The organism is Micromonospora sp. H61 (genome assembly GCF_018070325.1).
Lineage (GTDB): Bacteria > Actinomycetota > Actinomycetes > Mycobacteriales > Micromonosporaceae > Micromonospora > Micromonospora salmantinae.
Genome location: NZ_JAGPXY010000013.1, coordinates 24,477 through 37,581 on the forward strand (window position 1 = coordinate 24,477; position 13,105 = coordinate 37,581).

15 protein-coding genes are annotated in these 13,105 nt (G+C 70.6%); 7 read left to right on the forward strand and 8 right to left on the reverse strand.

Annotated features, from left to right (window positions below; genetic code table 11):
* Positions 1 to 9: 9 nt before the first annotated feature.
* The 4 genes from pstS to KBX08_RS09315 form a co-directional block, all read right to left on the reverse strand.
* Positions 10 to 1,116: a phosphate ABC transporter substrate-binding protein PstS gene (gene pstS, locus KBX08_RS09300; RefSeq protein ID WP_196919982.1), complete on the reverse strand. Its 1,107-nt coding sequence runs from the start codon at positions 1,114 to 1,116 to the stop codon at positions 10 to 12.
* A gap of 291 nt (positions 1,117 to 1,407) precedes the next feature.
* Entirely contained in the window at positions 1,408 to 2,334 is a 927-nt protein-coding gene (gene mshD, locus KBX08_RS09305) for a mycothiol synthase (protein WP_210782433.1), read from the reverse strand.
* A 58-nt stretch (positions 2,335 to 2,392) separates the two neighbouring features.
* Positions 2,393 to 3,265: a polysaccharide deacetylase family protein gene (locus KBX08_RS09310; RefSeq protein ID WP_210782435.1), complete on the reverse strand. Its 873-nt coding sequence runs from the start codon at positions 3,263 to 3,265 to the stop codon at positions 2,393 to 2,395.
* Positions 3,266 to 3,419: 154 nt separating this feature from the next.
* Positions 3,420 to 4,139 (reverse strand): response regulator transcription factor, encoded by a 720-nt coding sequence (locus KBX08_RS09315; RefSeq protein WP_181518701.1) that lies wholly within the window; start codon positions 4,137 to 4,139, stop codon positions 3,420 to 3,422.
* A gap of 241 nt (positions 4,140 to 4,380) precedes the next feature.
* Between KBX08_RS09315 and KBX08_RS09320 the strand changes: the two genes are divergently transcribed.
* The 5 genes from KBX08_RS09320 to KBX08_RS09335 all read left to right on the forward strand — a co-directional run bounded on the left by KBX08_RS09320 (position 4,381) and on the right by KBX08_RS09335 (position 7,893).
* On the forward strand, positions 4,381 to 5,439 hold the full coding sequence (locus KBX08_RS09320; RefSeq protein WP_210782437.1) for a hypothetical protein: 1,059 nt from the start codon (positions 4,381 to 4,383) through the stop codon (positions 5,437 to 5,439).
* A 104-nt stretch (positions 5,440 to 5,543) separates the two neighbouring features.
* Positions 5,544 to 6,332 carry a DUF2993 domain-containing protein gene (locus KBX08_RS09325; protein ID WP_210782439.1) on the forward strand — a complete coding sequence of 263 codons (789 nt, stop codon included), beginning with the start codon at positions 5,544 to 5,546 and terminating at the stop codon, positions 6,330 to 6,332.
* A 105-nt stretch (positions 6,333 to 6,437) separates the two neighbouring features.
* Positions 6,438 to 6,515: an Ms5788A family Cys-rich leader peptide gene (locus KBX08_RS34870; protein WP_310503780.1), complete on the forward strand. Its 78-nt coding sequence runs from the start codon at positions 6,438 to 6,440 to the stop codon at positions 6,513 to 6,515.
* A 206-nt stretch (positions 6,516 to 6,721) separates the two neighbouring features.
* Positions 6,722 to 7,570, forward strand: a complete 849-nt coding sequence (locus tag KBX08_RS09330) for a sulfurtransferase (protein ID WP_112584191.1) — start codon at positions 6,722 to 6,724, stop codon at positions 7,568 to 7,570.
* 2 nt (positions 7,571 to 7,572) lie between these two features.
* The gene (locus tag KBX08_RS09335) at positions 7,573 to 7,893 is read left to right on the forward strand and encodes a DUF1416 domain-containing protein (protein WP_210782441.1); all 321 of its coding nucleotides are present in this window, start codon (positions 7,573 to 7,575) and stop codon (positions 7,891 to 7,893) included.
* 71 nt (positions 7,894 to 7,964) lie between these two features.
* Here KBX08_RS09335 and KBX08_RS09340 read toward each other — a convergent pair whose 3' ends face one another.
* On the reverse strand, positions 7,965 to 8,714 hold the full coding sequence (locus KBX08_RS09340; protein ID WP_210782443.1) for a hypothetical protein: 750 nt from the start codon (positions 8,712 to 8,714) through the stop codon (positions 7,965 to 7,967).
* Complete coding sequence (locus KBX08_RS09345; RefSeq protein ID WP_196919975.1) at positions 8,704 to 8,889, reverse strand: hypothetical protein; 186 nt, start codon at positions 8,887 to 8,889, stop codon at positions 8,704 to 8,706. Before KBX08_RS09345 ends, KBX08_RS09340 begins: the two co-directional genes overlap by 11 nt.
* A gap of 368 nt (positions 8,890 to 9,257) precedes the next feature.
* Between KBX08_RS09345 and KBX08_RS09350 the strand changes: the two genes are divergently transcribed.
* Both KBX08_RS09350 and KBX08_RS09355 read left to right on the forward strand, forming a co-directional pair.
* A complete protein-coding gene (locus tag KBX08_RS09350) occupies positions 9,258 to 9,713 on the forward strand; it encodes a winged helix-turn-helix domain-containing protein (protein ID WP_247669150.1) in 456 nt (151 codons plus the stop codon).
* A 71-nt stretch (positions 9,714 to 9,784) separates the two neighbouring features.
* Complete coding sequence (locus KBX08_RS09355) at positions 9,785 to 10,648, forward strand: hypothetical protein (RefSeq protein ID WP_210782446.1); 864 nt, start codon at positions 9,785 to 9,787, stop codon at positions 10,646 to 10,648.
* 19 nt (positions 10,649 to 10,667) lie between these two features.
* Here the strand turns inward: KBX08_RS09355 and KBX08_RS09360 are convergent, their stop codons facing one another.
* Positions 10,668 to 12,722, reverse strand: coding sequence for a glycogen debranching N-terminal domain-containing protein (locus tag KBX08_RS09360; RefSeq protein WP_210782448.1), 2,055 nt, complete (start codon positions 12,720 to 12,722; stop codon positions 10,668 to 10,670).
* Positions 12,719 to 13,099, reverse strand: coding sequence for an SCP2 sterol-binding domain-containing protein (locus KBX08_RS09365; RefSeq protein WP_210782450.1), 381 nt, complete (start codon positions 13,097 to 13,099; stop codon positions 12,719 to 12,721). Before KBX08_RS09365 ends, KBX08_RS09360 begins: the two co-directional genes overlap by 4 nt.
* Positions 13,100 to 13,105: the final 6 nt, after the last annotated feature.

Consider the following 13,105-nt stretch of genomic DNA (forward strand, 5'->3'; position numbering starts at 1 on the left):
TGGTGTCGGTCAGGAGATGTTCTTGACTGCGGCCTCGACCTTGGTGCGGACGCTCTCCGGCAGCGGGGCGTAGCCCAGCTCGGTCATGGCAGCCTGGCCCTCGGTGCTGGCGGCGTAGCCCAGCAGGCCCTTGACCAGCGGCAGCTTGTCGGCGGCGAGGCCCTTGCTGCAGACGATCTCGTACGTCGCCAGGACGATCGGGTAGGCCCCGGCCTCCTTGGTGTTGTAGTCGATCGACAGCTTGAGGTCGTCGCCCTGGCCCTCGACCTTGGCGCCGGCGATGGTCTTGCCGGCGGCCTCGGCGGTCAGCGCGGCGAACTCACCCGCACCGTTACCGATCTTGGACATCTTCAGGCCGGCGTTCTCGGCGAACGACCACTCCATGTAGCCGATGGAGCCGTCGGCACCCTTGACCCGGCTGGCCACGCCGTCCGAGCCCTTGGCGCCGGTGCCGCCCGGGGCCTTCCACGCCTTGGCCTTGCCGAGGGTCCAGTCGGCCTCAGCGGTCTTGGAGAGGAAGTTGGTGAAGTTGTCGGTGGTGCCCGACTCGTCCGAGCGGTGGACGGTCTGGATCGTGGTCGCCGGGAGGGTGGCACCCGGGTTGTCGGCCTTGATCGCCGCGTCGTCCCACTTGGTCACCTTGCCGGCGAAGATCTTCGCCAGGGTGGCCGGCTTGAGCTGGAGGTTGTCCACGCCGCTCACGTTGTAGGCGACGGCCACCGGGCCGATCACCATCGGCAGGTGGATGGCCTTGCCACCGACGCACTTGGCGTCGGCCTGCGGCTGCTCCTCCGGCTTGAGCGCGGAGTCGGAGCCGGCGAAGTCGGCCGTCCCGGCGATGAACGCCTGGATGCCGGCGCCCGAGCCGCTGGGCTCGTAGTTGATCGTTACACCCTGGCACTTCTGCTGGTACGCCTTGATCCATTCGGCCATGGCGTTCTTCTGCGCCGACGAGCCCTGGGCGTTCAGCGTGCCGGTAGCGCAGTCGACCGCGGCGGCCGAGCCCGAAGCGCTGGCGCCGGGGGTGGGCTCGTTGTTGTCCGAGCCGCATGCGCTGAGACCGAGCGTCGCAGCAAGGGCGAGGCCGGCAATCGCGCCGTACCGCTGGAGCTTCACCTGAGGGGTTTCCCTTCGCGTCTGACTTGGCGCCCCGATCCCGGGGCCCGAGGACCGGCACTGACCGGCTGACACGAAAGTTAGAAGTGCCAGGTAGCCGGTTCGCCGGTCGCAAGTGAACGCAAGGTGAACACGTACGGCCCCTGAGGTGACCGCTTGCTGAGGGTGAGTTGTCCGTTAAGTGAACCGGGGTACACCTGTCGGAAGTATGGGTATATTTCCGGTTCGGCGTTATCCCGCCGACGCTCGACCGTTACCCACCGGTGATGCGGTCGGGGCGACGGCCGACGGTCAGCCCAGGTGGTAGTTGATGTGCGCGGACCAGCGGGCGAAGCCCAGCCGCTCGTAGAGCGCGACGGCCCCGGTGTTCGAGTCGTCCACGTAGAGCATCACCCGGTCGAGGCCACGCTTGTCCCGCAGGTGTGCCAACCCGGCGGTGGTCAGGGCCCGGCCGAGCCCGCCGCCGTGCGCGGTCGGTTCCACCCCCAGGACGTACACCTCGCCGATTCGGGCCGACCCCGGCCGCTCGTGCACCTTGGTCCAGTGGAAGCCGAGCAGTCGGCCGGTCGCGGTCTCCTCGGCGAGCAGGAAGCCCGCCGGATCGAACCACGACTCGGCGAGGCGGACCCGCAGGTCGTCCGACGTCCACCGGCCCTGTTCGGGATGCTCGGCGAAGGCCCGTGCGTTGAGCGCCAACCAGGCGGTGTCGTCCGCCCCGGGCCGGAACGCGCGTAGCGCCACCCCGTCGGGCAGGCGCGGCTCACCCAGCGGGGCCGCCAACGGCCGGCGCAACTGCCAGAGCACCCGGGCGCGGGCGAAGCCGAGGTCGACGGCGAGCGCGGCGGCCGAGGGGTGGTCGCCGTGCGCCCACGCCCGCAGCGGCCCGGTGGCCGAGGCGAGTACGCCCCGGGCGAGCGCCCGTCCGGTGCCCCGCCGCCGGTACGCGGGGTGCACCACCAGCTCGACCCCGATCCCACCCACCGGGTCGGTGGTGTCCAGGTGCGCGTACCCGGTGAGTGTGCCGTCGTCGGCGCGGGCGACCAGATGAACGGCGGGGGCGTCGGGGTCCCGCAGCCGCAGCAGGACGTGTTCGTCGAGCGGGTCCGCTCCGTCCGTGTCACCGGCGGCGCTGGCGAGGGCGAGTACCTCGGCGATCTCCGCCGGCGCCAGTTGGTCGCTCCGGGTCACCTGGTCGCTGGTCGGCTCCGCGCTGCTCATCCCGCCACCGTATCCGTTGCGTGTCGTGGCGCCCGGAGCGTCGCCGTAAAGGCGGGGCTCACGTCGGGTCGGTGGGGAGTGCCTCCAGCTCGAACCGGGCGGTCAGGTCGGGCAGGATCCGGCGCAGCGCCTCCATCGTGCCCTGCCGGTCCCCGCCGGCGTCGTGCAGCAGCACCACCGAGCCCGGTTCGGCCTGGCTCAGCACCGTCGCGGTGATCTTGCTGGCGCCGGGTAGCTCCCAGTCCGACGGATCCACCGACCAGTGCAGCGGGGTCATGCCGAGCTGCCGCGCCACCGACACCACCGGGTACGTCCAGGCTCCGCCCGGCTGGCGGTACCAGACGATCGGCGCGTTCGGCACCGCCGCCCGGATCGCCGCGTTGGTGCGCAGGAGGTCGGAGCGGATCGCGTCGGCCGACCGGGCGCCCAGGCCCACGTCGTGGTGCCAGGAGTGGTTGCACAGGGTGTGCCCGGCGTCCACGATCGACTGGACCAGGTCGGGGTGGTTCTGCGCGTTCTCGCCGACCACGCAGAACGTGGCGCGCACGTCGTATTCGCGCAGGAGGGCGAGGACCTGCGGCGTGTAGCGCGGGTCCGGCCCGTCGTCGAAGGTCAGCGCGAGCCGGGGGGTGCCGGTGGTGGTGTACGCGCCGAACAGGTTGTCGTCTCCGGCGTCCCGTCCGGACCCGTCCTGGCCGGTCTCGACTGGGCCGGTCTCAGCCGCGCTGCCGCTCGGGGCTCCGCCCGGCTCGCCAACGCTGGGTTGGTCGGCGTAGTGCGGCCCGTCGGCGCTCGTGGTGACACCGGTTGACTGCTGAGGTGTCTGGTCGGGGACGAGGCTGCGGCCCAGCACGTACGCGGAGCCGAGCAGCCCCGCCACCACCAGCGTCACGATCCCCGCGGCACGCGCGGTGGAGCTGCCCCGCGTCACGACTTCCGCCTGGCTTGCCGGTCACGCCGGCCCGTCGCCCCCGTGTTCAGTGCGCGCACCGTCGCCCCTTTCTCCGACAAACCCGGCAGTCAGAATAGAACTGCCAAGCTGCGCAAAAAGGGCATATGGGAAATCGCCCGGAGAGATCTCCGGATCAGACCGGTAGGGGCGCGTGCTCCGCCTCGGGAAGCGACCGCGACGGCGGAACGACGAACTTGTAGCCGACCTGGCGGACGGTGCCGATCATCGACTCGTACTCCGAGCCGAGCTTGGCGCGCAGTCGCCGGACGTGCACGTCCACAGTGCGGGTGCCGCCGAAGTAGTCGTAGCCCCAGACCTCGCGCAGGAGTTGGTCCCGGGTGAACACCCGGCCCGGGTGCTGGGCCAGGAACTTCAGCAGCTCGAACTCCTTGTACGTGAGGTCGAGCGGACGGCCCTTGAGCTTGGCCGCGTAGGTGTCCGGGTCGATGGTCAACTCGCCGGCCCGGATCGAGCCACCCGCGCCAGCGGTGGCGTTGCTGAGCCGGCCCACCGCCAGCCGCAGCCGCGCCTCGACCTCGGCGGGGCCGGCCGAGGCGAGGATGACGTCGTCGACGCCCCAGTCGGCGTTGAGTGCGATCAGGCCGGCCTCGGTCACCACCGCGACCAACGGCACGCCGAGCCCGGTGGCGTGCAACATTCGGCAGGTCGCGCGAGCCTCGCTCAACTCCGATCGGGCATCCACCATCACCGCGTCCGGGCTGGGGCCCGCGACCAGGGTGCGAACATCACGCGGCGCGGTGCGGACCGAGTGCGGCAGCAGGTCGAGCGCCGGCAGCACAGCCGACGGCTCTCCTGCACGCGCGGTCACCAGCAGCAGGATCTCCACGATCACCTCCGTCCCGGCGGCGCGAGGCCGCACGCGACCAGTCGCACTCATCAAGGAGTGCGCTGAGAAATTGCGTGGTCCCGGCGTCGCTGACGGGCGGGTAACGCGTTGAGCCTAACCGATCGCCTCGGCCGCGCCGTCAGGCCATTTCCCGTTTGTCTACCTTGCCCCTGATCGTGGCCCGGATTTTAACGTCGCCGAAACCCGTGACCACCGCGTCGGGCCGTCGGTCTGGCACGATCGGGTCGTGTTTTCCTCCACATCGCCCGAGGCCGGCCGCGAATCGTGGCCCGCTGGGCCCCAACCGGGTCCGGCCGCCGCAGCGACGCGCGGCCAACCGCCCGCGCCGCGTACCGGCCCGGCCACCACCGATGGCGACCGCCGCGAACGGGGTGGGCCGCGCCGTGCCCGCCGCGCCGGCGAGCCGGCCCGCCGATCCGAGGACGAGATCGACGAGCCGGAAGAGGAGGTCGTTCCCCCGGTCGCGGTGCACCGTCAACTGGCGCTGACCATCGCCGGCTTCGCCGCGCTGCTCGGTGTCGGCCTGGTGCTCGGCGCGCAGACGTCGGGCCCCGGTCACCGGTTGCCGTTCGCCTTCATCATCTTCGGCGTCCAACTGCTGTTCGTGCTCGCCTGGACGATGGCCATGCGTCCGCCCGCGCTGTTTGTGGTCGCCGGGATCAGCGCCGCGGTCGCGGCGTTTGTCGACATCGCGGCGGTGCAGACCGGCGTCGCCGGCCTGGCGCCGTTGGGCTACCTGGCCGCCGGTGGGTTCCTCGCCGCGGTGCTCGGCCAACTGGTTCGTCGGGTCGACCGGGTCCGGGTCACCGACTCCCTCGGCTCCACGCTGCTCATCGTGGTCGGGGTGGTGGCCTTCGGCACCCTGATCGTGCTCAGCCGGATCCCGGCCGGCACCCAGGCGATCACCGTCTGCCTGACCGCGAGCGGTGTCGCGCTCACCGTCGCTCGGCTCACCGACGCCGTACTGCCCTGGCCCCGGCTCGCACCGCAGGTGCCCCGGGGCGCCGCCGGCGTGGTGGCCGGCGCGATGGTCGGCACACTGACCAGCGCCCTCCTCGGCAGCTATTTGGTGGCTCCCTTCACGCCGACCCGGGCCGCCGTGATCGGCCTGGTCGCGGCGGTCACCGCCGTCCTCTCCGACCTCGCCGTGGGGTACGCGGAGGCGGGCCGGTTGATGGCCGGCGAACCGCCGACGATGTGGGTGGCCCGGCACATGCAGGGCCCGCTCGGCGGCTTCGCCCTGGCCGCGCCCGCCGCGTACGCCATGTGCATGCTCTTCCTCTGAGGCACGGTTGAGCGCTGAGCCGGTCGGGTACCTACGGGTGCGCCGCCCTGCGGCGTCGGAACGAACGACCCGTCGCGGCGCGACGGGCGGAGACAGGAGGCGGCGTGGCGCAGGACTATCCGGTGGACCAGGCGCGACCCCGACGGCGTGGCCGCAAGCTGCTCATCGGGCTGTTCGTGCTGCTCCTGCTGCTGGCGGGGTTGCTGGTGGTCGCCGACCGGGTCGCGGTCGGTGTCGCCGAGCGGATGATCGGCGACCGCGTACGCCAGGAGATCGCCAAGCAGGGCGCGCAATCCGCGGCACCCGAGGTGGAGGTGGGCGGAACTCCGTTCCTCACCCAGGTGCTGGATGGCCGCTACCAGCGGATCACCATCAACCTGCGCGACGTGCAGGCCTCGGTCGAGGGTGACGCCGTCCGGCTGCCGGTGCTCGACGTGACCGCCCGCAACGTTCGGGCCTCGTTGGACACCCTGCGCACCGGCCAGGGTGACGTAGTGGCGGACACCGTCAACGGTGCCGGCACGATCAGCTACGAGAGCCTGGCCGCGCTGCTGAACCGCCCGGGCCTCACCCTCGGCGAGCAGAACGGCAAGCTCACCGTCAAGGCCCCGGCCGACATCCTCGGTCAGAAGCTCACCATCAGCGGCACCGCCGACGTCACCGTCGCCGACAACGGTGCGGTCGCCCTGCGGTTCAACGACCTGGACGCCGCGGGTCTGCCGAACCTGCCGCTGGCTCGGGCCTTCCTGAGCAACTACGCCAAGAGCATTTCCATCGACGTACCCCTGCCGGAGTTGCCGTTCCAGCTTGCGGTCCGGGAGGTCCGTCCACTCCCGGAAGGGCTGGCGGTCACCGCCGACGCCAAGAACGTGCCGATCAACTCCGCCGGCTGACGCCGGAGGCGCGGCGGGACGCCGAAATCCTCGGCGATCCCGGCGATTCCCGGATGGTGGTCGGCGCAGTGGCAGCACGGTCACTGGCTGGTAAGCTCCCTGGCCATGGGGACCCACCTCACCAAACGGCGCGCGGTCGACCTGTGCCGCGTGGCCACCTGCCTGTGTCGCCCCGTCATCTGACGGCGGGGCTGTCTCCGGCCGCCTGACGGCGGCCACCGGCACAGGGTTCTCGCACCCTCCGGTTATCCCACCGAACGCCCGGCAGCGGCGCCGTCGCACGAACCCGTGATCCCGTCCTTCCGCTGGGTCCCGCGCGTGGTGCGACAGTTACACCGGTCGATTCGCGCGCGTTGGCTCACCATCCATCCTCACCAGGGAGTGATTCGATGAGTCGCGACACCGCACTCGTTTCGGCCGAGTGGGCCGAGAAGAACCTCGACGCCCCGGGCGTCGTCTTCGTCGAGGTCGACGAGGACACCTCGGCCTACGAGACCGGCCACATCGCCGGCGCCATCAAGATCGACTGGAGGACCGACCTCCAGGACCAGGTCCGCCGGGACTTCGTCAACAAGACGCAGTTCGAGGCGCTGCTCTCCGAGCGGGGCATCAGCAACGACGACACCGTCATCCTGTACGGCGGCAACAACAACTGGTTCGCCGCGTACGCCTACTGGTACTTCAAGCTTTACGGCCACCGCGACGTGAAGCTGCTCGACGGCGGCCGCAAGAAGTGGGAGCTGGACGCCCGCCCGCTCGTCACCGACGCGGTGTCCCGCCCGGCGACGCAGTACGTCGCGCAGGAGCCAGACACCTCCATCCGGGCCTTCCGCGACGAGGTCGTCGCCGCGATCGGCACCAAGAACCTGGTCGACGTGCGCAGCCCCGACGAGTTCGCCGGTCGCCTGCTCGCCCCCGCCCACCTGCCGCAGGAGCAGGCGCAGCGGGCCGGCCACATCCCCACCGCGATCAGCGTTCCGTGGTCCAAGGCGGCCAACGAGGACGGCACCTTCCGGTCCGACGACGAGCTGCGCAAGATCTACGGCGACGCGGGGCTCGACGACGGCAAGGAGACCATCGCGTACTGCCGGATCGGTGAGCGCTCGTCGCACACCTGGTTCGTGCTCCAGGAGCTGCTGGGTCACCGCAACGTCAAGAACTACGACGGCTCCTGGACCGAGTACGGCTCGCTGGTCGGTGTGCCGGTCGCGCTCGGCGACGAACCCGGGGAGGCCTGATCATGACTCTTCCCACCGCCGCGGGTTGCGCCGCACCGGACCAGGCCGCGCCGCTGCCGGCCAGCCTGGATCTGGAGAAGGAAACTGTCATCACCGGCATCGTCCGCTCCGCCGAGGCCGACCCGGTGCCGGGCGCGTACGTCCGGCTGCTCGACTCGACCGGTGAGTTCACCGCCGAGGTGGTCACCTCGGCCGCCGGGCAGTTCCGGTTCTTCGCCGCGCCGGGTTCCTGGACGCTGCGGGCGTTGTCCCGGCACGGCAACGGCGACACCGCTGTCACTGCCGGCCGAGGCGTCAACGAGGTTGCCGTCACCGTCGCCTGACCCACCGCTCTGATCGACCGGGGCCGGTCACCCTCCCGGGGGTGGCTGGCCCCGGTCGTTTCTTCGCAGCGTTAGTAAGCTCGCATCCTGCTCTGGTTGTCGGCAGGGGCCGAGTCGGGCGGAACCACCTTGTAGTGCAGCTCCTCCAGCGCCTGAGCGGCGATGCCCGGAGCGTCGCGTACAGCAGCCAGTAACTGGAGCTTGCGCCACTCCTCCCGACCTTCGTCGACTGCCATCCGCCATCCGTCGACCGTGTCGACGGAGAACTCTTCCACCACGGCCTGCAGGACATCCTCGACACAGGGCCGAAAACGGTGCCCGCCCAGCGGGAAGTGGAACTTGGCAAGCCGCGGTACCTCGTGTCTGCGCTTACGGGCTCTCGGGCGTCCGCTTGGCCCGTCCTGCATGACAAAGGCGAATTCGTCGCGGTGACCATGCACGTGAAGGTGGGCGCAGGGCACGCCGGGCTGGAACTCCCGGACGTACTCGTAGCGGAACAAAGGCGCCTTTTCACCCTTGGGCGTGACATGGAGCCAGGAGGCATCCGTGGCAAGGTGCCTGCCGGTTGAATCCATGCAGCAGTTGAACTTGATTAGCAGGTCAAGGCGGTGCTTGTTGTCGATGTACAGCGGAAACGTGCCGAAATCGTCTCCCTCGACGATGCCCACCATGACGCGACCGCCGTTCCTGCCAGGCATCAGCAGCGCGGACAGGTGCTTCTCTGTCCTCACCACTCGTTGCACTCGGCTGGTTATGTCGTCGGCGAAAGCGCTGGCTCGGGCGATCAGGTCCGAAGAGACGGGAGTCCCGTCAGTCGTCATCGCCGAGCAGGTAGTCAATGGAGCGGACCATCTCGTAGACGCTGCGCTCGTCGGCGCGGAGTTCGAAGTTGCGCCCCAGGTCATACAGCGTCTCTTTGTTCATGTGGACACGCTCCAGGAGCCGCGCTCGCCACTCTCGCAGCTCCTGCTGGGTCTTGACGATGGCGGTGCCCATTGCTGGTCCTCTCGCCGTCGACGACGTCGCTGTTGGCGTCACCCTAGTGCCTCCCTCCGACGACGCGGACCGCATTGCGGATCCTCGCGTCACTAGTCCACTACCCACTGTCAATCGATGGCACCCGCTCTTCGGTTGCGCTGGTGTCGGTTCCACGACAGTCGGCGCGAGTGATGCGGCGACGCGAGGCGCGAGCGGATGGCCTTGTGGGTACCGGGAGAAAGTTGGGTGTTGCCGACGGCGCGGACGGTCCAATCAAATCCATCGGTGTGCGTCACTATCTAAGAGTGGAGATCACGGTTGGTGCGGACAGCGACGTGTCCGGTCAAAGGGTTCCGATCATCGTCTGCGTCAGCGCGGATGCCTTGATGATTGAGCGGGTGCGGCGACAGCTCGACGGGGTTGGTCAGGTGGTGAGCTGCGAAGACCTGGTCCAGTTACGGGCACTGCTGTTCTCGTCGCCGAGTGCCCCGACGCCGGCCGTCAGGCCGGTCTCCCCAGGGTTGGAACCGCGGGGGCTGGTGAAGTGGGGTGAGCTGGTCGTCGACCGGGCCGGACACCGGGTCACCTGGCGCGGCGAGGCGCTCCCGCTGACCCCCACCGAACGGGAGTTGCTCACCCTGCTCATCGGCCCACCGCTGGTGGTGTGGAGCTACGAACGGCTCTGCGCCTCCGCGTTGGGTGGCGCGGACACCGCAGCGCTGCAATCCACCATCAGACGGCTACGTCGCAGGCTGCGGGGCCTGCCGGGCGGGCCGCAGGTGCACACCGTGCGAGGGATCGGCTATCGGCTCGACCCGCCGCCCCGGCTGCACGACCACTGACCCGCTGTCGCTCCGTCGGGCCGACCGCCTCCGCTGCCGGCCCGGCGGCGGGCGCGTGACACCATGGCCGGGTGAGCGGTGCTGTGCAGACGGGTTGGGCCTCTTCGGCCGGCCCTGCCGCGCCGACACCGGCCCGGTCGCGGCGGCGTTGGCTGCTGGCTGTGACGGTGGCCTGGGCGGTGCTGCTGGCCGGGCTCACCTGGATATCGGTGCGGAACGACCCGCCGACCGTGCGCGAACAGCGTTCCCTCGATCAGGCCGGCCCGGTGGTCGACCGGGCGGTCGGCGAGCTGGCTCGCGCGGCCGGTGCGGCCGGTCTGCTGGAACTGAGCCCCGCGCGGGTCGCGTCCGGCTGCCGGGTCACCCCGTTCGCCGACGGGGCGAGGCTGCGACGCGAGGTCGGGGTGCTCGCTGCCACCGGTGACGAGCGGGCCGTGCTGACCGGCATCGCCGAGCGGCTGCCGGCGAGCTGGCGGGCCGGGGTCGGGCCCGGGGTGGACGGCCCCGAGCTGCGCGCCGACGCCGGAGAGTTCGTGGCCGTCGAGAGCAGGCCGACCGTCGACGGCCGGGTGCGGCTGGTCGTCGACACCGGTTGCCGACCGGTCGGCGCCGGTTACACGCCGTCCCCGGCCACCGCTGCCGGCCCGGAGACCACCGCGCTGGCCGCCGCACTGACGGCCCTCGACCGACCGGGTGACGCCGCGGCGGAGCAGGTCACCGCGCCCTGCCCGGGCGGCGGGCTCGCCCGTACCGCGTGGTCCGCGAGCGGTTCCGGCCCGGCGGCGTCGACGGCCGCACTCGCCCCGCTGGCCGGTAACGCCCCACTGCTGGACCAACCCCCGGTGTACGCGTACCGCAGCGGCGCCGTCACGGTGCTGGCCGAGATCGGCCCGGACGCCACCCGACTGGCCGCCACCGTCGGCTGCCCGAGCTGAGCGGGGCAGCCCGCTCGGCTCAGCCGTCGTCCGGTTGGTCCTCCGGGTCACGGCTGCGGCCCAACGCGTCGACCATGCCCCACCGGCCGGGGATGTCCAGCAGCTCGACCCGGCCCATCCCCGGTGGCACGGCCGGGTCGATGATCAGGTGCTCGCCCTGCGGCTCCAACCCCAGCATCACCCGCAGCAGCAGCAGCGGGGTGCCGGTCGACCAGGCCTGCGGGCTGCACGCGGTCGGGTACTCCACCGGGTAGTCGGTGAGGTCGCGGGCGTAGCCGGCGAACGCCTCCGGCAGCCGACCCTCGAAGTACCGGGACGCGGCCAGCATCGTGTCGCAGATCAGCCCGGCCTCCTCCCGGAAGCCGTACCGCCACAACCCCCAGGCGATGATCGAGTTGTCGAACGGCCAGACGGTGCCCACGTGGTAGCCGATCGGGTTGTACCGCCCCTCGTCCGCGGCGAGCGTCCGCACCCCCCAGCCGGAGAACAGTCGTGGCCCGAGCAGGTGCTCGACCACCTTGCCGGCGCGCGACTCGTCCACGATGCCGCTCCACAGCAGGTGCCCGATGTTCGAGGTCAGCGCGTCCACCTGCCGGCCGTCGGCGTCCAACGCGAGCGCGTAGTGCTCGCGGTCGGCGATCCAGAAGTCGCTGTCGAACCGCCGTTTCAGGTCGGCGGCCTGCCGCTCCAACTCGTCGGCGAACTCCGGGTCGTTCCAGAACTTCCGGGCCAGCCGGGCGGCCCGGACCTTCGCGTCGTAGGCGTAGCCCTGCAACTCGCAGGTGGCCCGGGGAAAGCCGGGCAGTTGACCGTCTGCGTACGAGATGGCGTCCCAGGAGTCCTTCCAGCACTGGTTCTGCAGGCCGGTCTCCGGGTTTCGGGTCTGGTACCAGAGGTAGCCGGTGCCGAGCAGGTCGCCGTAGGTGTCGATCCACTCCAACGCCGCGCGGACCTGCGGTTCCAGCTTGCGGACGAGTGCGGCGTCACCGGTCCACAGCTCGTACTCGTCGATCAGGATGATGAACAGGGGCGTCGAGTCGGCCGACCCGTAGTACGGCGAGTGTGGCTGCTCCTCGAAGCCGGCGGTCTCCCCGTACCGCAGCTCGTGCAGGATCTTGCCGGGTTCCTCGTCCCGGAAGTCGTCCACCCGCTGCCCCTGAAGGCCGGCCAGCATCAGGATGGTCGGTGGGACCAGCTCCGGCAGGAACGGCAGCACCTGCAACGAGGTGATGATGCTGTCCCGGCCGAACAGGGTCATGAACCAGGGCAGTCCCGCGGCGATCAGCCGTACGCCCAGGGCGATCGACTCGTAGCGCAGCGCGGCCAGGTCGTTGAGGCTGCGCCGGTACGCCCCGGCCAGCGGCTCGCAGTCGCAGCCGAGCTTCGGCGCCCGGTCCATCAGCTCCTGCTGCTCGGCCCGGATGACGTCGGCGCTGCGGCTGCCGCCGTACGGGAGGGTGGCCCGGATGTCCTCGCCCCGGGCCCCGTAGACGACGCTGGACACGTGCAGCCTGGTGGTCCAGCTGTCGTTGCGGGCTATCCGGACCCGGAAGGTCATTCCGGTCTCGTCGATCCGCGCCGGCGCGGTGGTACTGACCGTCATCTCCCGGTGGAACGCCTCCCGCCGGTAGGTCAGCCGCAGTTCGTTCTCGGCGACAGTGACTGTGGTCCGCCCCCGCTTCTGTCGAGAGTTCTTGATTTCGAAGAGGTCGGCGAAGTCGGCCCCGATCTCGATCCGGAGGGTGCACTCGACCTCCGCGCCGAGGTGGTTCAGCACTGTCAGCTCCTCCTCGAAGCTGCCGACGATCGCCCGGCTGCGGATCACCGACGCCTTGGCGTCCAGGTAGTGCGTGGGTTCGCCGGGGGCGAGGAAGAACTTGGTGCGGTACGACTCGGTGTCGTCGACGGAGAGGGCGTGCAGCCGTTCGCCGTCCAGGGTGAGCACCCAGGTGGACAGGAAGCGGGTGTCGAAGGAGAACAGCCCGGTGGGGAAGTCGTAGGACGGTTCGATGTCCCCGCGCCGATCGCTGACCAGGAAGGTGTTGCCGTCCAGGATGCTGACGAGGTCCTTCACCGAAGTCGCCCGGCTGCTCGGCGGGCCGTTTCGCGGGGGTCCCGGGTGCCGGGCGGGTTCGGGAAGAACCGGCGGAAGGCGAGGAAGAGCACCACGTTCCCGCTGAACGTGCTCTCGTTGCGCAGCACCGCCGCGACCCCCTGGGCCTCGCCGGTGATCAGTCGGTCGAAGAGGGCGGCGCTGCTGTACCAGATGGCGTCGGCCGGGCCACGCCCACGACTGACCTCCACGAACCCGGGCCGCATCCGGACCAGCCAGTGTTCGGTGCGGTGGTCCTCGCCGAGGTCGATCTGGAGGGTGCCGTCGGCCAGGCCGCCCAGGACGTCGGGTGCGCGCGACGGCAGTGCCTCGAAGAACCTCTCCGCCGCCTCGGTCACATCCGA

What these genes read in the sequence shown, in the direction of transcription:
- mshD (WP_210782433.1), bottom strand. Translation starts at nt 2,334, where the DNA reads ATGAGCAGCGCGGAGCCGACCAGCGACCAGGTGACCCGGAGCGACCAA.
- KBX08_RS34870 (WP_310503780.1), top strand. Translation starts at nt 6,438, where the DNA reads ATGGGGACCCACCTCACCAAACGGCGCGCGGTCGACCTGTGCCGCGTG.
- KBX08_RS09330 (WP_112584191.1), top strand. Translation starts at nt 6,722, where the DNA reads ATGAGTCGCGACACCGCACTCGTTTCGGCCGAGTGGGCCGAGAAGAAC.
- KBX08_RS09335 (WP_210782441.1), top strand. Translation starts at nt 7,573, where the DNA reads ATGACTCTTCCCACCGCCGCGGGTTGCGCCGCACCGGACCAGGCCGCG.
- KBX08_RS09340 (WP_210782443.1), bottom strand. Translation starts at nt 8,714, where the DNA reads ATGACGACTGACGGGACTCCCGTCTCTTCGGACCTGATCGCCCGAGCC.
- KBX08_RS09345 (WP_196919975.1), bottom strand. Translation starts at nt 8,889, where the DNA reads ATGGGCACCGCCATCGTCAAGACCCAGCAGGAGCTGCGAGAGTGGCGA.
- KBX08_RS09350 (WP_247669150.1), top strand. Translation starts at nt 9,258, where the DNA reads ATGATTGAGCGGGTGCGGCGACAGCTCGACGGGGTTGGTCAGGTGGTG.